Annotated in this window: 23 protein-coding genes and 1 tRNA gene; 16 read left to right on the top strand and 8 right to left on the bottom strand. The window is 70.8% G+C overall.

Features of this window, described 5'->3' with window-relative positions; translation table 11 throughout:
- Window positions 1-84: 84 nt before the first annotated feature.
- From U9J66_RS13465 to U9J66_RS13440, 6 genes are all read left to right on the top strand, one after another.
- Entirely contained in the window at window positions 85-1,368 is a 1,284-nt protein-coding gene (locus U9J66_RS13465; protein WP_014912392.1) for an adenylosuccinate synthase, read from the top strand.
- 45 nt (window positions 1,369-1,413) lie between these two features.
- Window positions 1,414-2,664, top strand: coding sequence for a phosphoribosylamine--glycine ligase (gene purD / locus U9J66_RS13460; RefSeq protein WP_326337840.1), 1,251 nt, complete (start codon window positions 1,414-1,416; stop codon window positions 2,662-2,664).
- A gap of 85 nt (window positions 2,665-2,749) precedes the next feature.
- A complete protein-coding gene (locus U9J66_RS13455; protein WP_042282528.1) occupies window positions 2,750-3,655 on the top strand; it encodes a phosphoribosylaminoimidazolesuccinocarboxamide synthase in 906 nt (301 codons plus the stop codon).
- Window positions 3,656-4,028: 373 nt separating this feature from the next.
- Entirely contained in the window at window positions 4,029-5,324 is a 1,296-nt protein-coding gene (gene murA / locus U9J66_RS13450) for a UDP-N-acetylglucosamine 1-carboxyvinyltransferase (RefSeq protein WP_014911077.1), read from the top strand.
- A 250-nt stretch (window positions 5,325-5,574) separates the two neighbouring features.
- On the top strand, window positions 5,575-6,840 hold the full coding sequence (locus U9J66_RS13445) for a hypothetical protein (RefSeq protein ID WP_026124978.1): 1,266 nt from the start codon (window positions 5,575-5,577) through the stop codon (window positions 6,838-6,840).
- An 80-nt stretch (window positions 6,841-6,920) separates the two neighbouring features.
- On the top strand, window positions 6,921-7,430 hold the full coding sequence (locus tag U9J66_RS13440) for a hypothetical protein (RefSeq protein WP_326337838.1): 510 nt from the start codon (window positions 6,921-6,923) through the stop codon (window positions 7,428-7,430).
- A 17-nt stretch (window positions 7,431-7,447) separates the two neighbouring features.
- Here U9J66_RS13440 and hisC read toward each other — a convergent pair whose 3' ends face one another.
- Window positions 7,448-8,530, bottom strand: a complete 1,083-nt coding sequence (gene hisC / locus U9J66_RS13435; RefSeq protein WP_326337837.1) for a histidinol-phosphate transaminase — start codon at window positions 8,528-8,530, stop codon at window positions 7,448-7,450.
- Between the two features lie 114 nt (window positions 8,531-8,644).
- On the opposite strand from hisC, the gene U9J66_RS13430 reads away from it, so the two are divergent.
- The gene (locus tag U9J66_RS13430) at window positions 8,645-9,346 is read left to right on the top strand and encodes a hypothetical protein (protein WP_014909434.1); all 702 of its coding nucleotides are present in this window, start codon (window positions 8,645-8,647) and stop codon (window positions 9,344-9,346) included.
- Window positions 9,347-9,376: 30 nt separating this feature from the next.
- Here U9J66_RS13430 and U9J66_RS13425 read toward each other — a convergent pair whose 3' ends face one another.
- Together U9J66_RS13425 and U9J66_RS13420 are read right to left on the bottom strand one after the other, a co-directional pair.
- A complete protein-coding gene (locus U9J66_RS13425) occupies window positions 9,377-10,372 on the bottom strand; it encodes a MauE/DoxX family redox-associated membrane protein (RefSeq protein ID WP_014912118.1) in 996 nt (331 codons plus the stop codon).
- 3 nt (window positions 10,373-10,375) lie between these two features.
- Window positions 10,376-11,338 (bottom strand): hypothetical protein, encoded by a 963-nt coding sequence (locus U9J66_RS13420; protein WP_326337985.1) that lies wholly within the window; start codon window positions 11,336-11,338, stop codon window positions 10,376-10,378.
- A gap of 387 nt (window positions 11,339-11,725) precedes the next feature.
- Between U9J66_RS13420 and U9J66_RS13415 the strand changes: the two genes are divergently transcribed.
- From U9J66_RS13415 to U9J66_RS13405, 3 genes are all read left to right on the top strand, one after another.
- On the top strand, window positions 11,726-12,253 hold the full coding sequence (locus U9J66_RS13415; protein ID WP_017534394.1) for a SigE family RNA polymerase sigma factor: 528 nt from the start codon (window positions 11,726-11,728) through the stop codon (window positions 12,251-12,253).
- A 301-nt stretch (window positions 12,254-12,554) separates the two neighbouring features.
- Window positions 12,555-14,498: an ABC transporter ATP-binding protein gene (locus U9J66_RS13410; protein ID WP_326337835.1), complete on the top strand. Its 1,944-nt coding sequence runs from the start codon at window positions 12,555-12,557 to the stop codon at window positions 14,496-14,498.
- 106 nt (window positions 14,499-14,604) lie between these two features.
- A tRNA-Ser gene (locus U9J66_RS13405) sits at window positions 14,605-14,691 on the top strand.
- 82 nt (window positions 14,692-14,773) lie between these two features.
- Here U9J66_RS13405 and U9J66_RS13400 read toward each other — a convergent pair.
- Both U9J66_RS13400 and U9J66_RS13395 read right to left on the bottom strand, forming a co-directional pair.
- Window positions 14,774-15,028 (bottom strand): hypothetical protein, encoded by a 255-nt coding sequence (locus tag U9J66_RS13400; RefSeq protein ID WP_161111040.1) that lies wholly within the window; start codon window positions 15,026-15,028, stop codon window positions 14,774-14,776.
- Entirely contained in the window at window positions 15,025-15,873 is an 849-nt protein-coding gene (locus U9J66_RS13395) for a hypothetical protein (protein WP_161111039.1), read from the bottom strand. The genes U9J66_RS13400 and U9J66_RS13395 overlap by 4 nt, the downstream gene beginning before the upstream one ends.
- 281 nt (window positions 15,874-16,154) lie before the next feature.
- Between U9J66_RS13395 and U9J66_RS13390 the strand changes: the two genes are divergently transcribed.
- Complete coding sequence (locus U9J66_RS13390; protein WP_014912504.1) at window positions 16,155-16,544, top strand: DUF2267 domain-containing protein; 390 nt, start codon at window positions 16,155-16,157, stop codon at window positions 16,542-16,544.
- A 69-nt stretch (window positions 16,545-16,613) separates the two neighbouring features.
- Here the strand turns inward: U9J66_RS13390 and U9J66_RS13385 are convergent, their stop codons facing one another.
- Window positions 16,614-17,417, bottom strand: a complete 804-nt coding sequence (locus U9J66_RS13385; RefSeq protein WP_326337834.1) for an aminotransferase class IV family protein — start codon at window positions 17,415-17,417, stop codon at window positions 16,614-16,616.
- Between the two features lie 25 nt (window positions 17,418-17,442).
- On the opposite strand from U9J66_RS13385, the gene U9J66_RS13380 reads away from it, so the two are divergent.
- The 5 genes from U9J66_RS13380 to U9J66_RS13360 all read left to right on the top strand — a co-directional run bounded on the left by U9J66_RS13380 (window position 17,443) and on the right by U9J66_RS13360 (window position 21,144).
- Window positions 17,443-17,820, top strand: a complete 378-nt coding sequence (locus U9J66_RS13380; RefSeq protein WP_326337832.1) for a MerR family transcriptional regulator — start codon at window positions 17,443-17,445, stop codon at window positions 17,818-17,820.
- An 82-nt stretch (window positions 17,821-17,902) separates the two neighbouring features.
- Complete coding sequence (locus tag U9J66_RS13375) at window positions 17,903-18,976, top strand: NAD-dependent epimerase/dehydratase family protein (RefSeq protein WP_326337831.1); 1,074 nt, start codon at window positions 17,903-17,905, stop codon at window positions 18,974-18,976.
- A gap of 70 nt (window positions 18,977-19,046) precedes the next feature.
- Entirely contained in the window at window positions 19,047-19,805 is a 759-nt protein-coding gene (locus U9J66_RS13370) for a glycosyltransferase family 2 protein (RefSeq protein ID WP_042282549.1), read from the top strand.
- A complete protein-coding gene (locus U9J66_RS13365) occupies window positions 19,802-20,467 on the top strand; it encodes a TIGR04282 family arsenosugar biosynthesis glycosyltransferase (protein WP_326337829.1) in 666 nt (221 codons plus the stop codon). The genes U9J66_RS13370 and U9J66_RS13365 overlap by 4 nt, the downstream gene beginning before the upstream one ends.
- Window positions 20,464-21,144 (top strand): class I SAM-dependent methyltransferase, encoded by a 681-nt coding sequence (locus U9J66_RS13360; protein ID WP_326337827.1) that lies wholly within the window; start codon window positions 20,464-20,466, stop codon window positions 21,142-21,144. Before U9J66_RS13365 ends, U9J66_RS13360 begins: the two co-directional genes overlap by 4 nt.
- Before the next feature lie 49 nt (window positions 21,145-21,193).
- Here the strand turns inward: U9J66_RS13360 and U9J66_RS13355 are convergent, their stop codons facing one another.
- Together U9J66_RS13355 and U9J66_RS13350 are read right to left on the bottom strand one after the other, a co-directional pair.
- A complete protein-coding gene (locus tag U9J66_RS13355; RefSeq protein ID WP_326337826.1) occupies window positions 21,194-21,640 on the bottom strand; it encodes a hypothetical protein in 447 nt (148 codons plus the stop codon).
- A gap of 8 nt (window positions 21,641-21,648) precedes the next feature.
- Entirely contained in the window at window positions 21,649-22,980 is a 1,332-nt protein-coding gene (locus tag U9J66_RS13350; RefSeq protein WP_326337825.1) for a molybdopterin-dependent oxidoreductase, read from the bottom strand.
- Between the last annotated feature and the right edge of the window lie 98 nt (window positions 22,981-23,078).

Below are 23,078 nucleotides of genomic sequence, written 5' to 3'. Positions count from 1 at the left end.
CTGTCGCTGCCTTGCGCCAGGGGTTGATCCATGTCCGGGGTGGGAAAAGCCCTGTTCAGGTGTCGAGCGAAGAGGTAGAGACCAATGCCGGCGATCACGCTCGTGGGTGCCCAGTGGGGCGACGAGGGCAAGGGCAAGGCGACCGACCTGGTCGGTGAACAGGTGGACTACGTGGTCCGCTACCAGGGCGGCAACAACGCCGGCCACACGGTGGTCATCGGAGACCAGAAGTACGCCCTGCATCTGCTGCCCTCCGGCATCCTCTCCCCGAACGTCGTTCCGGTCATCGCCAACGGCGTCGTCATCGACCCGGGGGTGCTGTTCGAGGAGCTGCGCGGGCTTCAGGACCGGGGTGTGGACACCTCGCGTCTGCTGGTCTCCGCCAACGCGCACCTGATCATGCCCTACCACCGGGCCCTGGACAAGGTCAGCGAACGCTTCCTCGGCAAGGGCAAGATCGGCACCACCGGTCGCGGCATCGGCCCGGCCTACGCCGACAAGGTCTCCCGCCAGGGCGTGCGCGTTCAGGACATGTTCGACGCCAAGATCCTCACCAAGAAGATCGAGTTGGCGCTGCACGACAAGAACCAGCTCCTCACCAAGGTGTACAACCGGCGCGCCCTGGAGGCCGGGCCCATCATCGAGGAGTACCTGGGCTACGCCGAGCAGCTCCGCCCCTACGTCGCGGACACCTCCCTGATCCTCAACAAGGCGCTGGACGAGGGCAAGACCCTCTACCTGGAGGGGTCGCAGGGCACGCTCCTGGACATCGACCACGGCACCTACCCGTTCGTCACCTCCTCCTCCCCCACCGCCGGCGGCGCCGCCGCGGGCGCGGGCATCGGCCCCAACCGCATCTCCAAGGTCGTGGGCATCCTGAAGGCCTACACCACGCGTGTGGGTTCGGGCCCCTTCCCCACCGAGCTCCTCGACGAGCAGGGCCAGTGGCTGCGCACCCAGGGCGGCGAGTACGGCGTGACCACCGGTCGCGACCGCCGCTGCGGCTGGTTCGACGCCCCGATCGCCCGCTACGCCACCCGGGTCAACGGCGTCACGGACTTCTTCCTGACCAAGCTCGACGTGCTCACCGGCCTGGAGCGGATCCCCGTGTGCGTGGCCTACGACGTCGACGGCGTGCGTCACGACGAGATCCCGATGACGCAGACCGACTTCCACCACGCCACCCCGATCTACGAGTACTTCGACGGTTGGACCGAGGACATCACCGGTGTCCGGGAATTCGACGATCTCCCCGAGAACGCGCGGGCCTACGTGCGTACTCTGGAGGAGATGGCGGGCGCCCCGATCTCCGCCATCGGCGTCGGACCGGGCCGTGAAGAGACCCTCGAACTGCGTCCCCTGGTCTGACCCGGCGACCACCGTCCCTCCAGACAGAAGAAGAGGCCCCCTTCAGTGAAAGCCCTCGTTCTCGGCGGCGGAGGCCGCGAACACGCACTCGTCCGCGCCCTGTCCCTGGATCCGGGCGTCACCGACATCCACTGTGCCCCCGGTAACCCGGGCATCTCGGAGATCGCGGAGAACCACGTCCTGAACGTGACGGACGGGTTGGCCGTGACCGAGCTGGCCGCGCGCATCCGCGCCGAGCTGGTGGTGATCGGTCCGGAGGCCCCGCTGGTGGCGGGCGTGGCCGACGCCCTGCGCGACCGGGGCATCCCGGTGTTCGGCCCGGACCGTGAGGCCGCCCGTCTGGAGGGCTCCAAGGCCTTCGCCAAGGAGATCATGGAGGCGGCCGGGGTCCCCACCGCCAAGGCCCGCGTGTGCCGCACGCCGGGTCAGGTCTCCGACGCCCTGAACGAGTTCGGCGCCCCGTACGTGGTCAAGGACGACGGACTGGCCGCCGGTAAGGGCGTCGTGGTGACCGAGGACCGCGGCGCGGCCGAGAGGCACGCCCGCGAGTGCGGCCGTGTCGTCATCGAGGAGTACCTGGACGGCCCCGAGGTGTCGCTGTTCGTGCTCACCGACGGCGCCCACGCGCTGCCGCTGCTGCCCGCGCAGGACTTCAAGCGCGCCTACGACGGCGACCAGGGCCCCAACACCGGGGGCATGGGCGCCTACGCCCCGCTGCCCTGGGCCCCTCCGGGTCTGGTCGACGAGGTCATGGAGACCGTCGTGCGACCGACCGTCTCGGAGATGAACCGTCGTGGGCTCCGCTACCAGGGCCTGCTCTACGTGGGTCTGGCGCTGACCTCCCAGGGGCCGCGCGTGGTGGAGTTCAACGCTCGGTTCGGCGACCCGGAGACCCAGGTCGTGCTGGACCGTCTGGCCACCCCGATCGGCGCGGTCCTCCAGGCCACCGACACCGGCGGGCTGGGCGCGATCGGCTCGCTCCAGTGGAAGAAGGGCGCGGCGGTGACCGTCGTGGTCGCGGCCGAGAACTACCCCGGTGACCCGACCAAGGGCGACCTCATCGGCGGGCTGGACGCCGCCGGGTCCATGGAGGGCGCCTACGTGCTGCACGCGGGCACCGCCTGGGACGGGGCACGCGAGGTCAAGTCCAACGGCGGCCGCGTGCTGAGCGTGGTGGGTACGGGAGCGGACCTGCGTCAGGCCCGCGAGCGCGCCTACGAGGCGGTCGGGAAGCTGGACCTGCGCGGTTCCTTCCACCGCACCGACATCGCCGAACGCGCCGCCGCCGAGCTCTGACTCGTCGACTCCGACAGGGAGGGCCCGGCCTCGTCGACCCATGGGGCCGGGTCCTCCTTCCAGGCAGAAAGCCGGAAGGAACATCATGAGCGGTTTCGTCACCGTGCCCGAGCCCGTCCAGGTGCCCGGACTGACCCACCTGCACACCGGTAAGGTGCGCGACCTGTACGCGACCGCCTCCGGCGACCTGGTCATGGTGGCCAGCGATCGTATCTCGGCCTTCGACTGGGTCCTGCCCACGGAGATCCCCGGTAAGGGGCGTCTGCTCACCCAACTGTCCCTGTGGTGGTTCGAGCGTCTGGGCGATCTGGTCCCGAACCACGTGGTCTCGGACACGCCGCCCGAGGGCGCCCCGGCCGACTGGGCCGGCCGTACGCTCGTCTGCGAGCGGCTGGACATGGTCCCCGTGGAGTGCGTGGCCCGCGGCTACCTCGCCGGTTCCGGACTCGCCGAGTACTCGGTCGACCGCACGGTCTGCGGGGTTCCGCTCCCCGAGGGGCTGACCGACGGTTCGGAGCTGCCCGAGCCGATCTTCACCCCGGCGGTCAAGGCGGCGGTCGGCGATCACGACGAGAACGTCTCCTTCGACGTCGTGGCGGCCGAGCACGGTGAGAGGCTCGCCACGGAGCTGCGCGAGATCACCCTGCGTGTCTACGGGCGCGGTCGGGACGTCGCCCGGGAGCGAGGGGTGATCCTCGCCGACACCAAGTTCGAGTTCGGACGGGATTCCTCCGGCGCGCTGGTCCTGGCCGACGAGGTGTTCACCCCGGACTCGTCGCGTTACTGGCCGGCCGACGAGTGGAGCCCCGGACACGCTCAGCCCTCGTTCGACAAGCAGGTACTGCGCGACTGGCTGACCTCGGGCGATTCCGGTTGGGACCGGGCTTCGGAGACCCCTCCGCCGGAACTTCCGGACGACGTGGTGGAGCGCACTCTGTCCCGCTACAAAGAGATCCATGAGCGCTTGACCGGGACAAAGCCGGTGCTCTGACACGCGGCGCGCGAGTGATTCAGCGCACGCGGTCACCGAATGGGCCGCGAAAGCGCGTATGGTGGTGGAGTCGTGCGCAATGCCGGAGTAACGGTCAGCCATACGCGCGACCCTTGGTCTCTCCCTCAGGCGTAACGCCACTTTGGTCGTTTGGCGGGACTCTATCCGCGATCTGCGGGTATACCACGTTCTGGGCCGGTATGCGCCGGCGGTTGCTATAGAGTCTTCGCGAACCGAACGGTTCAATGGCCGCGCAGGTCACACGCAAGATGGTCGCAACGTTCCAGGGGAAACCCGCGTCTCAACCTCACATAGGCGAAACCCGACGAGGGTGACCTTTTTTCACATCTGCCTCACAAAGGAGCACATGAGCATGGGCCAGGAGGTTCGTTACCGCGTCCGCGGCGGACGCCCCCTCAGTGGAACGGCGTTCATCCAAGGCGCGAAGAACGCCGTCCTGCCGATGATCGGGGCCGCCCTGCTGGCGGCCAAGGGCCGTACTGTGCTGCGGAACGTTCCGGTCATCGAGGACGTCTACCGCGCACTCGAGCTCGCCGAACACGTGGGCGCCAAGGTCGCCTTCCACGAAGCGGAACGCACCGTCGTCATCGACGCCTCCGGCCTCAACGACCCCGAACTCGCGGTTCTGCCCGCCGAGATCGCGGCCCGCTTCCGCGGCTCCGTGCTCTTCGTTCCGGCCCTGATGCACCGCACCGGCCGTGCGCGCATCGAGGGCGTCGGCGGATGCAACCTGGGCAGCCGGAACCTGGACTTCCACTACCGCGGCTTCGCCCGTCTGGGCGCCGAGGTGACCGAGGACCCCGAGCGCAACCACATCAACGTGGAGGCGAGCAGGCTCCGCGGCGGTCGGCTGTACCTGGACACGCCCTCCCACACGGGCACCGAGAACCTCATCATGGCCGCCGTGCTCGCGCCCGGCACCACCGTGATCGAGCACGCGGCCCTGGAGCCCGAGGTCCTCGACGTCATCGCGTTCCTCAGCGCCATGGGCGCGAAGATCAGCGGTGGCGGCACCGGTCTGATCACCGTCGAGGGCGTCGAAGAGCTCACCGCGGTCGAGCACACGATCATGTCGGACCGCATCGACGCCGGTGTGTTCGCGATGACCGTCGCCGCGACCGGTGGCGAGGTCAGCCTGGTCGGCGCCAACCTGGACCACCTGGGTGTCGCCCGCTGGAAACTGGAGCAGATGGGCGTCGGCTTCTCGCAGGAGGGCGCCGTCCTGCACGTCCAGCGGGACCCGTCCGTGCCGCTGCGGCCGATCAACGCGGTCACCTCGCCCTTCCCGGGCTTCGCCACCGACCTTCAGTCTCCGCTGATGGCCCTGGCCACCCTGGCCGAGGGTGAGAGCTACATCCACGAGGCCATCTACGACGGCCGCTTCGCGCTGGCCGACGAGCTCAACAAGATGGGCGCCAAGATCGAGGTCGAGGGCACCCGCGCCATCGTGCACGGTTCCACGAACCTGCGCGGCGCCGAGGTGATCGCCCACGACCTCCGTACCGGTGCCGCCCTGGTGCTCGCCGGACTGGTCGCCGAAGGTGAGACAATCGTTGCGCCTGGTTATCTGGTGGACCGCGGTCACGCCCAGTTCGCGCAGCGTCTCGCCACGCTAGGCGGCGACGTGGAGCGCGTCACCGTCTCGTAGCTGTCGTAAGCGCAGTTCAAGCCGGGGTGGGAGGCCTCCTCCCACCCGGGCTTTCGGCGTTGATATGGAAAACGATCTTCTTTGGCCCCGCACAATGGGTACGATCTCGGCAATCATGCCGTGACAGAGATCGGGTCGGGAAACCAGTGGGCGCACATAGTGAAGAGCGTGGAATGGTAGCGGGGAGCAACCCGAGGTGAGTGCCCAGCGTACTGGCGATTTGACGATCGGCGTCATAGGACCCCATGAGGTGGTCGAACGGGTCATGCTCATGGGTCCTGGGTCAACAGGACCTCTCAACGCCAGACTCATCGCCGCCGCGTACCGAGATGAGCAAGAGGCGACGGACAAGGTCGTCAGGCTGGGTTCGGCGATCGATGCCTATCTGTTCGCCAGCCCTGTCCCCTACGAGTTCGCACGGAAGGCGGGCGTGTTGACCATGCCCGCGACCTTCGTGCCGCTCGGCGGGGCGAGCCTGCACGAGGCCCTGCTCCGAGCGACCCTCGACGATCGCTACGACCCCACCAGAGCGAGTCTGGACGTGCTCGGCAGGGCCGACGTGGTGGAGGCCTACTCCGAGGTCGACCTGCCGGTGGACGGTATCCACGTGCACGAGGAGCTGACCAACACCGCTCAGCTCACCTCGTTCCACGAGGGGTTGTGGCGGCGCAAGGCCACCAGGATGGCGATCACCTGCGTCCGCGGTGTCGCCGAGCGCCTGGAGGCGATCGGGGTGCCGGTGATCCGGCTGCGCCCCACCAACGCGGGGGTGCGCAGCGCTCTACAGACCGCCGGTCTGCTGGGTGCCCACCACCGCCTGGAGGAGGCCCAGCTGGGCGTCGTCGTGGTCGACGTGCCCACCCTGCGCGACTCCTCTCGCCGCTCCACGCCCCGTTACTGGCGTGAGGAGCTGCGACTGTCCCTGCACCGTCTGCTGCTCCAGGAGGCGCACCGGATCAACGCGACCGCGCACCGCCTGGACGACCACTCGTTCATGATCACGGCCACCCGCGGTTCCCTCGTCACCGCGACCGAGGGGTTCCGGCAGCCGCCGTTCGTGGAGCGGATCAAGGCGGAGCTCGGGATCGCGATCGAGGTCGGCATCGGCATGGGACGCACCACCCAGGACGCGGAGTCGCACGCTCGCGCGGCCCTGAACCGCGCCCAGGCCTCGCGACAGAGCTTCGCGGTGGACCGTGAGGGTCGTTCCCTGGTCCCCGCCCAGCGCGCGCCCGCACGGCAGTCCTCCGAGCCCCTGCGCACCAAGGGACGCGAGACCCTCATCCGTCTCTCGGAGAAGATCGCGGAGGAGGACGGTCCTCTGGTCGTCGACGCGGAGAACGCCGGGCGCATGCTCGGGGTCACCTCCCGGACGGCCCGACGGCTGCTGCGCACCCTGGTGGAGGAGGGGTTGGCCTGGCCGCTGCCGCCCAACCGCACCCTCCAGCCGGGACGCCCGCGGCAGCTCTACCGGCTGATCGTGGAGAAGTTGGACAAGGACGCGGCCGGCAAGTAACCGGTCGACCACGTGGAAGGGCGGTCCCCATCGGGGGCCGCCCTTCGCGCGTCCTCGGGCCGTCGGAAAGAATCGCCTCCATGACGCGACGACGGCTCACCACGCTCGCGATTCTGGAGACCGCCAACGTCTTCTGGTTCGCGCTGCTGTTCTTCGGCCTGCTGGGAACACCGACCACCGGTGCCAACCTGGCGGGTTTCGCCGTGTGCTCGGTGTTGTTGATCCAGGGTTCGGCCTACTGGTACCTGAAGTTGCGGCAGCTGGACCGGGGCGAGCGGCTCCCCGCCGGGATGGCCGTGTTCGGGGTTCTGCGCGTGGTCAACCCGATCCTGCTGCTCGTCTCGGGCGCCTACATCGGATGGACGCTCCTGGGCGGGGTCTCCTGGTGGACCGAGGTGCTCCTCGGGATCGTCCTGTGGGTGCTCGCCGTCCTGGAGCAGGTGAACTACTTCCACGTCCAGTTGTCCTACGACAACCGTGCCGACCTGAGCAGGCTCATGCGGACGCGACGGCTGCGCCGCTCGCACCTGGCCCGTGATCTGGGTCGTGCGCGACGGGCGCCGGAACCGGTCGGTCCTCGGCGCCCGTGACGAGATCCTTCGAGGGGTCAGCGACGGCCGGGGAAGACGGTCGCGACCGCGAGGAAGGCGTCGTTCTCCTCGGGTGAGGCGATGGTGACGCGGGCGCCCTCCCCCTGGAAGGGGCGAACCGCGACACCCACCTCGGCGCAGGCCGCGGCGAAGTCCAGGGTCCGCTCTCCCAGACGCAGCCACACGAAGTTGCCCTCGGTGGGGGGAACCGTCCAGCCGGCGTCCAGAAGGGCGCCACGGACGCGCTCGCGCTCCGCGACGGTGGCCTCCACGCGCTCCAGGAGTTCCTCCTCGGCGTTCAGGGAGGCGATCCCGGCCGCCTGGGCCAGGTGGTTGATCGCGAAGGGCACGAGGGTCTTGCGGACCGCGCCGGTCACCTGCGGGTGCCCGACGAGGAAGCCCAGACGCACGGCGGCCAACCCGTAGGCCTTGGAGAAGGTGCGCAGGACGGCGACGTTGGGCCGGTCCCGGTACAGGGAGATCCCGTCGGGGACCTCCGGGTCGCGCACGTACTCGCGGTAGGCCTCGTCCAGGATCACCAGGACGTGGTCGGGGACCCGGTCGAGGAAGTCGACGAGCTCCGCCTCGCGCACGGTGGTTCCGGTCGGGTTGTTCGGGTTGCAGATCAGCACCATGCGCGTGTTGGCGTTGATCGCCTCCAGCATGGCCTCCAGGTCGTGCCCCTCCTCCTTGAGCGGCACCTTGACCGAGGAGACCCCGGCCAGTTCGACCAGCAGGGGGTAGGCCTCGAAGGAGCGCCAGGCGTAGACGACCTCGGTTCCCGGCTCGCCGACGGCCTCCAGGAGCTGCTGGAGCATGCCGACGGAGCCGGCGCCGAGGGCGACGTGGTCCTCGGGCACGCCCAGACGTTCGGCGAGGCGGGTGACGAGGGCCTCGGCGGCCGGGTCCGGGTAACGGTTCAGGTCGGCCGCCGCCTCGGCGATGGCCTCACGGACGGACGGGAGCGGACCGTAGGGGCTCTCGTTGGAGGACAGCTTGATGGAACGACCGTCGGGCCCGACGATCTTGATCCCCGCCCGGTAGGGAGGGATGGACTCCAGTACCGCCCGCAGATATGGCGATTTCGACTCCGACACCATTGTCCTTCCTCAATACTTTGTGCTAGCCCCGCGACACTCTCAGCTATGACAGGTCCGGGTCGGTCACCGCTCCAAGTGGAAATATCGCACGAACCAGGAGATATCACCATGCCTATGTCCCGCACCGCCCCCACCACGCGAGCCGTGGCCGCGGCCGTCCCCCTGGCGGTCCTCCTGGCCGCCTGCGGCGGTCCGGAACAGGAACAGAACGACGGCCCCGACACGGAGGCCGCCTCGGCACTGCACGAGGCCCAGCCGTTGAACGTCAGGGACGCGACCCCGATGCCCGAGGGCAGCGAGAGCGGCACCTACTCCGACCTTGTCACAGTCCAGTACTCCGAGGAGGTCCGGGCCGCGACGGTGCTGGACAAGCCCGAATGCCTGGACGCCGCCAACCGGTGGGGGGAGTTGGACGCGGTGCGCGAGGCGCCCGCCTCCGTGGCCGCCTACGAGTGGGAACCCGGCACGATCTCGCACATCCTCGTCCAGCTGGACGAGGGGGCCGCGACCGAGGCGCTCGCCACCGAGCCCCCGGAGAGCTGCTCGGAGTACACCGCCACCTACGAGGACGGCACCAGCTCCGATTACGGGGTCGCCGACCTGGACCTGCCCGAGGTGGGCGACGGCTCTCGGGCCTTCACCGTCCAGGTGACCGACGACAGCGGGGAGAACCACATGTACACCGTCATGTACCGCAATGGTGGTCTGCTCGGCACGGTCTCGATCATGGGACAGGGCGACCCCGCCGAGTACGAGCGGATGCTCATGGACTTCAGCGAGGCCGCCATCGACCGACAGGAGCAGATGCTGGGGTGAGGCACCGCCGAGGGCGGGCCCCGCCCCCGCTCAGGCCCCGGCGCCCTGGATCTCCTTCGAGGGGCCGCCCGGCATGCCGCGACCGGCCTCGCCCGGAGGCTCCTCCGCCAGGGTTCCGGGCTTGGGTCCGCCACGCCCCTCGGCCTCGTCCCTCTTGGCCGCCTGACGCGGCTTGGGCAGCCTGCGCGGCGGCCCCTGGAGGTCGAGGGTCGTGACCGCTCCGAAGGTGGCGATCACCGCGCCGCTCTCACGGTCCACCAGGGCCGCGCGCACGCCGGTCCGGCGCGGTCCGCCGATACGGACCGCGTAGACGACGTCCACCCGACGCCCATGACGCATCCCGTCGTAGCGCAGGAATCGCCAACAGCCGTGACGCCAGGTGTCCTCCGGCTCGTCGGCCAGCATCACCTTGGCGTTGGTCCGCCAGACGTCGCTACGGCGCAGACGCCTCAGGGAGCGACGTGGAGACCCCTCCCGCAGTGCGCACGGCTCGCCGGTGGTCGCGCGCGAGAACACCTCGCGCAGCTCGGGGCTGAGCAGCCCCAGCAAGAGCAGCTCCACCCCGAGGACGATCCCGTGGGTCACGGTGGGTTCCGAGGCCGACGTCCATCCGTTGGGACCGAGACCGATCGTGGTCGCCGCGGCCACCGCGAGCAGGGACGCCCGGGAGAGCGTCCGCCACCCGATCGGTTCGCGGCTCAGCCCGCCGAAGCAGCCGCAACCGGCCTCCGGGTCGCGCCGCCGGACCACGAGCAGAACCCCGACGGACACGGCGAAGAGCAGCACGGTGAGGCAGCGGACCACGTCGGCCGCCGGCCCGGTCAGGGTCAACAGACCGACCGCGAGTCCCACCTCCGCCAGACAGGTGGCGAGGGTGACGGGACGGCGCAGTCGCTGTGGAACCAGGAGCGCGGCCCCCGTGCCCGCGGAACGCGGAGAGGCCTTGGCCGCCGCGCCGAGCAGGAGCAGCGCCGCCAACAGGGGCGCCTGCACCTCTCTGATCGCTTCGAGGATCTCCGGGAACATCGATCATCCCTCCTGGTTCGCGACGGTCATGGTCGCGTTGAAGCAGCCGACCTCCAACAGGCCGCCCAGGGCGACGAAGGAGGTCATGGTGAGAGAGGCGATCCGCCCCGCCGCCCGGGTCCCGCAGGCCGGGCACAGGTCGCAGAACCAGCTGTCGGAGGCGGCGCAGTCGATGACGGGCACGACCGCCGTGTCCCGGGTGCAGTCGTTGCGCAGGCTGAGCGTGGCCCCCGTCGACAGCAGCGGCAACGGCAGACACGAGGTCCTCCGGTCGCATCGGCCCTCGTGCCCCGACCGGTCCAGTGCGGGGTAGGCGGCGCCCGGTGCCTGGGCCCGGGGGTCCAGGTGGGACGAGCGGCCCCGGGCCGGGTCGTACCAGCTCACGATCCCCTCGACCGTCGTGGAGTACTCGCGGACCGGCGGTCTACGTGGAGAGGCGTCCAGCGGGTGGGGCGGCTGGGTGGTGGCCGGGCGGGCCGCCCACACGGCGCCGTCCTCCCAGATACCGACCGCGTCGAACAGGTACCCCGGCTCCAGCCTGGGGTGACGGACCGTGATCCGCCCCGAGGTCCGGTAGGGCAGGACCACGGTGGCCCGAGGGCGGCCATGGCCGGGATCGAGGGTGAGCGTGTCCCCCTCCCGTTCCACGATCACCCCGGTGGCGCGGGCCACCCGCGCCCAGACCCGTTCGGCGATCAGGCGGCCGTCCTGCGAGCACCGGACCACAACGTCGTCGCCGGGGCGCAGTTCGGTGGCGAGGATCTCTCCGCCCCGCCAGAAGGTGGTGCTGTTCTCGTAGAGGAAGCGTTCCTCCCCTCGCGGGGTGGCCAGGCAGAACATGTACCGGGTCGCGTCCACGACCACGCCGCGTACGACGCGTTGGTGGATCGGGGTGGGTTCGGGTGCGGCCGCGGCTCCGAGCACCGTCGACGTGAACCGACGGCGTTCCCGACCACTGTCCGTCATCACTGACATGTCCTTCGCGCCCCCTGTCGCCCGACTCGTCCATCAGTGCCCATTGTGACCCTCGATTTCACGAACACTCGCTCACACGCCGTGACGACACGGTTCGTGCCGGTGACATTTCCCGGGTATTGCATGATCGCGCCCTTTTCCCCACATCGCCACCACTCTCGGTGACGACATGAGCATCGCGCACCGACCGAAGAGACTTCGCGAAGGATGTCGCTTAGGAGAGTGTCCAACGCGTTCGCGCGGTTTGTCGGCACGTGGTCGCCAGGTGCCCGGACGTTTGCGTTCGCTGTGTGACAGTGAGAATCAAGGGCGGCGACCGAGGCCGCAGGGAACACGACGATGTCGCGTGACGGGAGTCGGCGCGACCTGTGAAGGTCGGTGGTCGGCGTGACGGGAACCACCCGTACCCCCAACTCCGAGGAGTTCGGCCGCTACGTGGCCGAGCGCGGCCCCGCGCTGCTGCGCATGGCCCGATCCCTCACCAACAGCCACGCCGACGCCGAGGACCTCCTCCAGGCGGCGCTGGTCAAGACCTTCCTCGCCTGGGGCCGCATCGCCAACCCCCGGGCGCGCGACGGCTACGTCCGTCGAGCCATGGTCAACACCCAGATCTCCGAATGGCGCCGCGCCCGACTCGACGTCTACCCCACCGACGAGATCCCCGAGCAGCGCGTGGACGACCCCACCTGGCGCAGCGATCTGGCCGACGTCGTGACGCGGGCCATCGACCGCCTGCCCGACCGTCAGCGCACGACGGTGATCCTGCGCTACTACGAGGACCTCACCGAGGCGCAGATCGCCGAACGCCTCGGCGTGACCATCGGGACCGTGAAGAGCACCCTGTCCCGCTCCGTCGAGAAACTGCGCCGCGACGCCGACCTCATCATCGAACGCACCACCGGCTGACCGACCCGGCCACCAGGCCCCCTCCCCGTTTCGAGGACGCCGACGCGCCGCGGACACCGGACCACCGGCCATCGGCGCCCCACCGCGCACTTCGCGCGGGACCGATTCGCACGGGGAATCGGATCGCGACTATCCCACCGGATTCCCCACCGACATCTCCCACGACCCTCCCAGGGCAGGGCGACCGCATCGAACTGGAGTGCGATCCGGACCGCCCGCAACCCTCCGGCGCCCTTTCGAACGACACCCCTCCCGGTCATCATCGGCCCTTCCGATCCGCCGAGCTCCAGGAGGAACCCCCGTGCGCACCCGCCACGCCGTCAAGGAACCCGCCCCGGACGACGGCCTCGACCTGCCCGAACTCGCCCCGCCCCAGTGGAACCGGCACGGCTCCACGATGCTCGACTCCTCCTGGATCCGGATCGCCCGTCACATGCCCTCGCTCCTCGGCCGGGCCACCACCCTGGCCTGGCGGAGCGGCCCCGGCGACGTCGTCGCGACCGTCCTGTTCAACCTCGGATCCGGCGCCGCCACCGCCTGGGCGCTGGTCGCCACCACGGCGGTGCTCACCGAACTCTTCGCCGAGGTCCCCACCCCGGAGCGGATGGCCTCGGCCCTGCCCTCCCTACTCCTGTTGCTCGCGGCCCTGGTCGCGCGGGGAGGCTGCGGCGCCCTGGCCGGACGTGCCCAGGCCCGACTGGAGCCCAAGGTCGTGCTGACCGCCGAACGGCGCCTGCTGCGCGACGCCACCGCCGTGGAGCTGCGCTCCTTCGACGACAGCGACTTCCACGATCACCTGTTCCGCTCCCGCACCCGCGGCTGTGACGAGGCCGGCGCCCTGGTCCGCCAGAGCGCCGACGTGCTCACCGGACTGGTCGGCATCGTCGCCGCGGCCGGGGTGCTGAGCGCCCTGCACCCCGTCCTCGTCCCGCTGCTCCTCCTGGCGATGGTCCCCCAGTGGTGGGGCGCCTCCGCCTCCGCTCGCATGAGGTACCGGATGCTCCTGGCGTTCACGGAGGGCCACCGCCGCAAGTACATGCTCGAACAGCTCATGACCTCCCGGGACAGCGCCGCCGAGGTCCGGTCCTTCACCATGGAGCGCCGTCTGCTCACCGAGTTCGACCGGGTGGCCCGCCGGGAGCTGGACGTCCACCTGGGCCTGGCCACCCGCCAGTCCATGGTCCGCCTGGCCGGCGACGCCGCCGGAGGTCTGGTGACGGCCGGCGTGTTCGCGGTCCTCGCCCTCCTCCTGACCCAGGGGGTCGTGCCGATCGCGGTCGCCGGGACCGCCGTCGTGGCCGTCCGTGTCGCCCAGGGAGCGCTGGCCAACGCCCTGCACGCCGTGACCCGGGTGTACGAGTCGGGCCTGTACTTCTCCGATCTCGTGGCCTTCCACCGGCAGGCCCGGTCCCTCCTCCCCCGCCCCGGCCTGAAGCCCGCCCCGACCGGGTTCGAACGGATCGAACTGCGCGACGTGACCTTCGGCTACCCCTCCGGAGAGGGGACGGCCCTGAAGGACGTGACGCTCACCCTCCATCGAGGCCGGACGATCGCGCTGGTCGGCGAGAACGGCTCGGGCAAGAGCACCCTCGCCAAACTGCTGTCCGGTCTGTACACGCCGCAGAAGGGCGTCGTGCTCTGGGACGACACCGACCTCTCCGAGGTGGACGGGGTGAGCCTGCGCGAACGGATCTCGGTGATCGCCCAGGACCACACGCACTGGCCGCTGACCGCGCGCGGCAACACCGTCATGAGCAGCCCGAACGACGCCGAACGTCTGACCCGCGCGGCCACGGCCGCCCAGGCCGATCGTGTCGTGGCCCGCTTCGAACACGGCTGGGAGACCCTGCTGGACAAACGCTTCCTCCACGGCGTCGAACCCTCCGGCGGCCAGTGGCAGAGGCTGGCGGCGGCCCGCTCCTTCTACCGGGGCGACGACGGCGACGCGGTTCCGCTGCTGATCGCCGACGAACCCACCGCCGCCATGGACGCCCGCGCCGAGCACGGCTTCTTCGCCTCGGTGCACGACCACGCCCGACGTACCGGCGCCGCCGTCGTGTTGATCACACACCGTCTGGCCTCCGTGCGCATGGCCGACCACATCGTCGTCCTCGAACGCGGACGTGTGATCGCCCAGGGCACGCACGACGAACTCATGGCCGGCGACGGCCTGTACCGGGAACTGTGGGAACTTCAGGCGAGCGCCTACCGGGCTCCGTCGGTCCCCCACCCACGCGAGCCCTGACCTGCGCCGGGAGGGGGCGAGTCCGGTCCGCCCCCTCCCGGCCCACGCCGCCGCGCGAGATTCGTTTTGCGCAGGGACCCCCCGCTCTGTAGGCTGGTCGCAGCCAGGAGGATTCGCCTAGAGGCCTAGGGCGCCGCACTGCTAATGCGGTTGGGGGGCAACCCCCTCATGGGTTCAAATCCCATATCCTCCGCCGGTCAGAAGGGGTTCCTGCCCACGTGGTAGGGGCCCCTTCGTCGTGTCCGGCCCGGCTGCGCGCGAATGAGCGTTCCCGCTCACTCCTCCTCGATGCCCTCCTTGGGCGTACGGAGGCGTGAGGCGAGCCGGTAGTCGACGCGCACGTCCTCGTAGACCACGCCGGTCTCGACGGGGCGGGGCAGACCCGAGCGGTCGCCGCTCACGGTGCCCTCGGCCCCCGGTTCTCCCCCGTAGCGGGACTCGACCTTCGATGTCTCATGGAACGTCAGTTCGTCCGCGGAGAGCGACGCGCCGATCTCGACGTCGTACTCGGACGGCCTTCGGGTGTTCACTTTCCGCTCCCGCTCTTGCCGCCGGAGCGTCCGGTCTTCCGTTTCGCCGTGCTCCCGGCGTTCTTGCCGGCCTCCTCTGCCACACCGCGGGCCGCCTTCGAGGCGTTCTTCGCGGTGTCCCCGGCGCCCTCGCCGACGTCCTTCACCGCGTTCTCGGCACCCTCTCCGACGTCCTCCACCGCGCTCCCTGCGCCTTCGCCGACGTCCTTCACGGCGGTGCCCGCGCCTTCGCCGACGTCCTTCACCGCGCCTCCGGCGCCCTCGCCCACTTCCTTCACCGCGCTTCCGGCGCCCTCACCGACGTCCTCCACGGCGTTCCCGGCACCCTCGCCCAAGGCCCCGACGGCGCGGCCCGTGCCGCCCGCCACCTCTTGGATCCCGGCCCCCACACCCCGGGTCACCTGCTCCAGGATCTGCGGGTTCGCGTCGATGGTCTGGAGAACACGAGCGATGATCTCCCGAACGTTGTCGAGCCTGACCTTCAGCAGCGCCTGGGCCTCGACCCCCTTGATGCCGAGGTGGACACGGCCGAGTCCCACGTCCGCCCCCACCTTCAGGTTGAGCAGGTCCAGCACTTCGGCCTGGAGAGAGACGGAGGCCGCCAGGTTCTCGACCTCCAGCTCGATCTCGTCGACCTTCAGGGTGGGGACGTCGAGGAGGACGTCGGTCTCCCCGCCGTCTCCCGAGGCGCCGACGGGCTCGGGGGCCTTCTCCGGCCTCTCCGGGCGTGTGTTCTCCGGGTTCTCCGTGTTCTGGTCCGGCCCGCGTTCCTTCGCGGAACCCCTGGTTCCCCCGCTCTTGGTCCGGCTTCCGGTCTTACCGGTCTTCGGAGTGTTCTGGTCCACCTTCCCCGCACCCTTCCGCGTGGTCCGACACACCCCGCGGTGTCCACGCCCTCCCGGGAATGTGTCGCGTCCGACCGGCCGCGACCCGGACCCCCGTACCGGATGTCCGGTTCGTAGCCGTTCACGAATATCGAGGGCGTGTCCGCCCCATGTACCCGAGCTCGGCTTCGGGAAACGATCCTGCCTGGTGAGAGCCGGTTTCCAGGGGGCCGTGATTCACCCGGCGCCCGTGGGCAGGGTGTTCATCGAAGGCACTCGCAGTCCACGCACGAGGGGGAACGATGCGCTGCGACGAGTTCCTGGCCGAGGTCCGTGATGTCGGGGAGTACGAGGATCAACGCGAGGCCGAACAGGTGACCCGGGCCGTGTTCTCGGTCCTGGCGGAACGGCTGCCGGGCTCCACTCTCGACCATCTGGCCGCGCAGATCCCGGAGCCGCTGGACGAGGCGCTCGACCCCGGGGACCGGCCGGAGGCCGAGCCGTTCGGGGTGGAGGAGTTCTACGGTCGGGTCGCCGAGGAGACCGGGGCCCTGCCCCTGACCGCGCGCCGGGATTCCGGGGCGGTGCTGAGCACCGTGGCCAAGGCGGTGTCGGGGGGTGAAATGAACCAGGTCCTGAGCCACCTGCCCTCGGGATACGCGGTGATGTTCGGCAAGCCCGATCTGGCCTGAACGGGGAGGCGGTACCCCGGCCGCGAAGGGGCCCTGCCCACGTGGCGTGGGCCCCTCCGTCGTTCTCCGTCACAACCGGACGGGCGACTCGGACGCGAAGGCCTCGTGCAGGAGCTTCGCGAAGGTCGGGTCCTCCGACAGGTTCCGGTCACCGACGCGCGACACCGGGATCGCCGGACTCCAGGAGTTCATGACCACGGCGGCGAGCTCGGCGGAGAGATCCTCCTTGCGCACCTCCCGACGCAGGCGGGGGACGCCCATGGCCTGGAGTCTCCGGTCGAGGATCCTCATGGTGATCCCGGTGAGCATGTCCGCCTCGGGCCAGATGACGGACTCCCCGTCCCAGAACGCCAGGTTCCAGATGGTCGCCTCGCTCAGCCGCCCTTGGCGGTCCTCGAAGGCGGCGTCGTCGAACCCTCGATCGTTCGCCAGCCTCAGGTAGTGGGTCTTGGCGATCTCACCGACGTGCTTGACCTCGGGAACCTCCCGTTCGTGTCGGGCCACGTCCAGAGCGAGCGGGCCCTCGGGCGGTGTCGCCGGGTCCGTGACCTTCACCAGCATGTCCAGCCCCGCGTCGGGGTCGGCCGCCTGGAACTCCCCGGAGCGCGACGTGACGTAGGCGGTCACCGTGGCGTCCGGTGTCGCGTTCTCCACCGCCGAGCGCAGGTATCCGAGCACCGTGTCGTCGGACAGGTGACGGCCGAAGAGCCGGTCGCTGGCCGTACGCAGGCGGTCGAGGTGGAGGTCGAGCCCCCGCACCGCGCCGTCGCGCACCTGCATGGCGGTGAAGTGGACATAGCCTGCGAAGGCCATCGGGGCGAGGTCCTGGGCGGTGGCCTCACGGTCGTTGATTCGCGTGATCGAGTTCGTCATACGGGGACTGTAGGAGTTGACACCAGTGACAAGTGCAAGTCGGGACGAGATGGACCTTCTCCGGGTCGGTGATCTCTCCGAACTGACCGGGGTGAACACCCGCCTGCTCCGCTACTACGAGAACCAGGGGCTCATCCGCGCCGAGCGGTCCACCGGGGGCCATCGGCTCTTCGACCCGGCGGTGGTCGAGCAGGTCCGCAGTGTCCGTCTGCTCTTGGCCGCCGGGCTGCCGACCCGCGTCATCGGCGAGCTCCTGGAGTGCATCAACGACCCGGACCGGCTCGAACCGTGCGCCGTACCCACGCTGATGGAGCACCTGGTGGACTACGACGAGCGGATAGCGAGCCTGGTCGGCACGCGGGACACCCTCCAACGACTGATCGACGCCTCGGTCACCACCTGACGGACGGCCGAGGGCCTCTCACGGCGACACGGGGCTTCGGGGAATCCGGTGACGGACCGTGTGCGCGGCGTAGGTTGACCCCATGCGCGTACTTGTCACCGGCGGGGCCGGGTTCATCGGATCGCGGGTGGCGGAGGAGCTCCGCCTGGCCGGGCACGAGGCGGTCACCCTCGACGCCTATCTGCCCTTGGCGCACGGAGAGCACGACCCTGGCGAGACCGTCGACGTCGTGGTCGACGTCCGGGACGGCGAGGCCGTGGAGCGGGCTCTGCGGGGGGTGGACGCGGTGTGCCACCAGGCCGCGATGGTGGGCCTGGGATCGGCGGACTTCTTGGACGCGCCCGACTACGTGGGCTGCAACGACCTGGGGACGGCGGTCCTACTGGCGGCCATGGCCCGCTCCGGGGTCCACCACATCGTGATGGCCGGCTCCATGGTCGTCTACGGGGAGGGCCGGTACACGTGCCCCGAGCACGGCGACGTCCGGCCCGGGCCGAGGGCGGAGGCGGACCTCGCGGCCGGGATCTTCGACCCTCCGTGCCCCCGCTGCGGCACCGCTCTCCTCCCCGGCCTGGTGCGGGAGGACGCGCCGAGCGATCCCCGCAACGTGTACGCCACGACGAAACTGGCGCAGGAGCACCTGTGCGCCTCCTGGGCCCGCGCGATCGGTGGTCGGGCTCTGTCACTGCGCTATCACAACGTCTACGGGCCGGGCATGCCGCGCGACACCCCCTACGCGGGCGTGGCCTCCTTCTTCCGGTCGGCGTTGGCCCGAGGCGAGGCTCCGCGCGTGTTCGAGGACGGCCGCCAGCGACGCGACTTCGTGCACGTGCGGGACGTGGCCCGGGCCAACGTGGCGGCGCTGGAGGCGCTGCCGGACCGGGAGGAGGGCGGACTGTCCGCGTTGAACACCGGCAGCGGTACACCGCACACCATCGGGGAGATGGCCCTGGCGCTGGCGGACGCGCACGGCGGCCCCGCGCCCGTGGTCACCGGCGAGTACCGGCTCGGGGACGTCCGGCACATCACCGCGTCCTCGGACCGCTTGAAGCGGGAGCTGTCCTGGCGACCGAGGATCGGCTTCGCCGAGGGGATGGCGGAGTTCGCCCGCTCCGACCTGCGTGGATCGGTCGGCGGTGGCGTTCCGGCGGGGTGATGACCGATACGCCCGCGTGTCGTGAGCGCCTTCACAGGCAGTCCCTTTATCGCTTCGTAACGTGATCAGCGTGATCAACGAACCTCACGGTAACGAACAGGCGTGGGAACGCCCGGACACGACCGAGGTCGGTCCGCTCTCGGTCGATGTGGTGCTTCCCTGCCTGGACGAGGCCGCAGCGCTCCCCTGGGTCATGGAACGCGTTCCGCCGGGTTGGCGGGCGATCGTCGTGGACAACGGCTCGACCGACGGCTCGGCGGCCGTCGCCGAGAGTCGGGGGGCCGTCGTCGTCCACGAGCCCCGGAGGGGTTTCGGGGCGGCGTGCCACGCGGGCCTGTCGGCAGCCACCGCCGAGTACGTCTGCTTCTGCGACTGCGACGCCTCCCTGGATCCGGGTCTGCTCCCCAGGCTGGTGGACCGGGTGCGACGAGGGGAGGCGGACCTGGTCATGGGGCGGCGGCGCCCCACCCGGCGGGGCGTCTGGCCGGCGCACGCGCGGGTCGGCAACGCGGCCGTCGCGCGGATGCTGCGCTCCCGAACGGGGGTGCGGGTCCGTGACATCGGTCCGATGCGGGCCGCCCGCAGAACGGGGCTGCTGGGGCTGGGGATGACCGACCGACGCTCGGGCTACCCCTTGGAGACGGTCGTGCGGGCCGCCGACGCGGGCTGGCGCATCGCGGAGGTGGACGTCCCCTACCTGCCGAGGTCCGGGGCGTCCAAGGTGACCGGGACCTGGCGCGGGACCTGGACCGCCGTGCGCGACATGACCGCGGTACTGCGTGAACCACCGACCGGCGCGCACGCCCGCGCGAGGGAGGGGAAGCGATGAACCGTCCCTGTCGGACCGACCCGCGCGCCACGACCCTGCTGGTGATCGCCAAGGAACCCGTCCCCGGCCGGGTCAAGACGAGGCTGACGCCGGGGTACTCGCCGGAGGAGGCGGCCACGATCGCCGAGGCCGCGCTCGCGGACACGCTCGACACGGTGCGCTCGCTTCCGGCGCGTCGGCGTCTGCTGGTCCTGGAGGGGCGGACGGGACCCTGGATGCCGGACTCGGGGTTCGAGGTGGTCCCGCAGTCCGGCGGCGGACTGGACGAGCGGATCGCGAGCGCGTTCTCTCTGTGCTCGGGGCCCGCCCTGCTGATCGGTATGGACACCCCCCAGGTCACCGCTGGACATCTGGCTCCCGCCTTGGCCCCGGACGCCTGGGAGCGCGCCGACGCGTGGTTCGGCGCGAGCGAGGACGGCGGGTTCTGGGCGCTCGGCATGGCCGCCCCCGACCCCGACCTGGTGCGCGGCGTGCCGATGTCCACGTCTCGCACCGGGAGCCTCCAGCGTGCGCGACTGGTGGAGGCCGGGCTGCGGGTGGGCGACCTGGACGTGCTCAGCGACGTGGACACCCCACAGGACGCGGCCGCCGTGGCGCGACTGGTACCGAGGAGCCGCTTCGGCAGGGTCGTCGGGTCGGGGAGAGAGGGGGCCCGGGCATGAGCGCGCCGGAGACGGGTGTGGGCACGCGGGCGACTCCGTGGCTGTGCGACCCGTACTCCCGGGCGCTCGCCGACGGCCACGGCCCCCTGTACCTGCGCAGGACCGACGGGTGGATGCTCCCGCTGGAGGTCGAGCGGTGGTGCGGAGCCACCGACGTCGCCGACGAGAGCGTGCTGGAACGATCCGAGGGCGACGTCCTCGACGTGGGCTGCGGTCCCGGCCGGATGGTCCTCACCCTCACCTCCAGGGGGCACCGGGCACTGGGTGTGGACACGAACCCGGTGGCCGTGGCGCGCGTGGTCGAGGCGGGCGGACGGGCGGTGCGCGCCTCGGTGTTCGCCCCCCTGCCGGAGGAGGGCCGCTGGCACACCGCGTTGTTGATCGACGGCAACATCGGGATCGGCGGGACCCCGTCGGCCCTGCTCTCGCGGATGCGGGAGCTCGTTCGGCCCCGGGGGCTGCTCATCGTCGAGACCGCCGGCCGAGACGTCCACGAGTACGTGACCGTACAGGTCACCGATGGTCGAGGAGAGCCGGGCGCCCCCTTCACGTGGGCGCGGCTCGGGCTCCCGGCCCTGCGCTCCTACGCGGAGGACACGGGGTGGCGGTGGTCGGACTCCTGGCGGACGCGGGGGCGCTGGTTCGCGGCCCTGCGCGCCCCCTGTCGACCCCGGTGACCGTGGTGCGGACCTTCCCGGGCGGTCTCCCGCCCGGGAGAACCCGCCATCAGGCCGGGCCGCGGCGACGCCCGGCCCGCCGGTACCTGACCGCTCCCACCACCGCCGAGGCCGCGAACAGGGCCGCGCCGACCAGGAGCCACCGTGCGGCGAACGGCGACCCGGTCAGGCCCGTCTTCGAGACGTAGGCGGCGGAGGGCCCGAGGATCGACGGAAGGTAGACCAGGAGCAGCAGCCCGGAGGCGACCGAGGGGACCAGTACGAGGTCGGGCAGGCTCGCGTTCCCTCGACGCCCGACCCACCGGATGGCACGTCCCGTCAGTGTGTACGCCGGGACGAACACGAGGTCGTGCAACAGGGCGGCACCGACGAACCAGACCGCGATGCCCCACGGGTCACCGCCTCCGAGCAGCCGCGCGCCCGCGTAGGCGACGACGGCCAGCACGCCGACCATCAGGGTCAGGTGCCATGGCGAGGCGCCGTACACGCGACGCACCGGAGCCGTCACACCGCACCGAAGCCGAGTCGGGTGACCCACTTGGTGTTGTGCACGCCCGGGCAGGCCGGAACGATCACCCGCGCGGGGTAGCCGTGGTCGATCGACAGATCCGCCCCATTGACGCGCAGGGCCAGCAGCGACCGGGGATCCGCGACCTGGTTGTCACGGAGCGAGGCGCTGCCGAAGGAGCCCGAGGTCTGCGCCGACTCCACGAAGACCCCCGGCGGCCCCTGGGCCCCGACCAGGTCGGCGAGGTCCGCCAGGCGCACCCCCTCCCAGTCGAGGTTCCGCGTGGACCATCCCTCCACGCAGGCGATGGGCAGGGAGGAGCGGTGTTGGGGCAGGTCGAGCAGGTCTTGGCGGGTGAGCACGACCTCCCGGCCCTCCCCGCTCACGGTCAGCCGCCAGTCGGGGCCGGTATCGGCCTCGGTGATACCCGCGTAGGCGGCGGTCGTGTTCACCGGAAAACCGTCGACCCCCGACCGCCCGTGCGGTGCCAGGAGCGCCGTCGGCCTCAGAGAGCCGCCCAGGCTCTGCCCGACCGTCGTCAGGAGGAGCGCCAGCGAACCCAGGCCCACCGCGCCCAGGAGGGTGCGGCGCGAGGCCGCCCCCGGGTCCGGATCCGGCGCGACGAGTTCGCCCCGCTCCGTGTCCCGTCCCCGATCGCTCAGGGCCTCGCGGAGTCCGCGTGCGCGCAGCTCCCGCACCATGGTCGGGAGCTTCAGTACGACATGGGAGAACAGGGCCGCGACGAACACCCAGGCGCCGTAGAGGTGCAGAGGGTAGAAGGAGCCGGGGAAGACGTACTCCAACTGGATGTTGAGGATCCCGGTCGCGAAGACGAACAGGGCCCCGCCCACCAGGAACAGGACGGTCAGGCGTTCCAGGGCCCGGGCGACGGAGTCGGCCGCGGGCCGGCGGAAGAGGAGCGGTACGACCGACCACAGCTTGGCCAGGAGCACGGGGACCAGCACGATCCCGAGTGTGACGTGCACGCCCTGGGTGAGGCGGTAGAGCCACGGGGGGTCGGTGGGCCAGGGGAAGAGGTAGAAGCCGAGCAGGCCCTTGTCCGGGGTCTTGTCGTTGGACGCCAGGTCGGGGTTGTAGGCCGCGTAGGAGAGCAGGCCGGTGACGAACAGGACCGGGAGGCCGACGAGCAGGATCGCCCCCAGGAGGGATGTCAGCCAGGGTCCGCGTGCGGGGCTGCGCCAAAAACCCGGCCGGGCGGGTCCGAAGGGCGGCCCGCCTCGCAGTGGTCCCCACGCCCGTGTCCCGGGCCCACCGGCGGCGCCGTCGGGCACCGGAGGCGTCTTCCCGTCCTGATCGTCCTCGTTCACGCGATCGGTCGCCTCTCGGTCCGATGGGCCGGCTCGCGGTCATGCTAGGACGCCCTCCTCCGGTCGGGTCGCACCGTCGCCCCCACGGTGTGTCCCCG

The sequence above is a fragment of the Nocardiopsis sp. LDBS1602 genome, from assembly GCF_035818715.1.
Lineage (GTDB): Bacteria > Actinomycetota > Actinomycetes > Streptosporangiales > Streptosporangiaceae > Nocardiopsis > Nocardiopsis alba.
Note: the sequence above shows the minus strand (reverse complement) of the source record. Positions and strands in the feature narration are given on the sequence as shown.

Bases quoted from the DNA above. Each gene is read 5' to 3' on its own strand.
- U9J66_RS13465 (WP_014912392.1), top strand. From the start codon at position 85: ATGCCGGCGATCACGCTCGTGGGTGCCCAGTGGGGCGACGAGGGCAAG.
- U9J66_RS13455 (WP_042282528.1), top strand. From the start codon at position 2,750: ATGAGCGGTTTCGTCACCGTGCCCGAGCCCGTCCAGGTGCCCGGACTG.
- murA (WP_014911077.1), top strand. From the start codon at position 4,029: ATGGGCCAGGAGGTTCGTTACCGCGTCCGCGGCGGACGCCCCCTCAGT.
- U9J66_RS13440 (WP_326337838.1), top strand. From the start codon at position 6,921: ATGACGCGACGACGGCTCACCACGCTCGCGATTCTGGAGACCGCCAAC.
- hisC (WP_326337837.1), bottom strand. From the start codon at position 8,530: ATGGTGTCGGAGTCGAAATCGCCATATCTGCGGGCGGTACTGGAGTCC.
- U9J66_RS13430 (WP_014909434.1), top strand. From the start codon at position 8,645: ATGTCCCGCACCGCCCCCACCACGCGAGCCGTGGCCGCGGCCGTCCCC.
- U9J66_RS13425 (WP_014912118.1), bottom strand. From the start codon at position 10,372: ATGTTCCCGGAGATCCTCGAAGCGATCAGAGAGGTGCAGGCGCCCCTG.
- U9J66_RS13420 (WP_326337985.1), bottom strand. From the start codon at position 11,338: ATGACGGACAGTGGTCGGGAACGCCGTCGGTTCACGTCGACGGTGCTC.
- U9J66_RS13390 (WP_014912504.1), top strand. From the start codon at position 16,155: ATGCGCTGCGACGAGTTCCTGGCCGAGGTCCGTGATGTCGGGGAGTAC.
- U9J66_RS13385 (WP_326337834.1), bottom strand. From the start codon at position 17,417: ATGACGAACTCGATCACGCGAATCAACGACCGTGAGGCCACCGCCCAG.
- U9J66_RS13375 (WP_326337831.1), top strand. From the start codon at position 17,903: ATGCGCGTACTTGTCACCGGCGGGGCCGGGTTCATCGGATCGCGGGTG.
- U9J66_RS13365 (WP_326337829.1), top strand. From the start codon at position 19,802: ATGAACCGTCCCTGTCGGACCGACCCGCGCGCCACGACCCTGCTGGTG.
- U9J66_RS13360 (WP_326337827.1), top strand. From the start codon at position 20,464: ATGAGCGCGCCGGAGACGGGTGTGGGCACGCGGGCGACTCCGTGGCTG.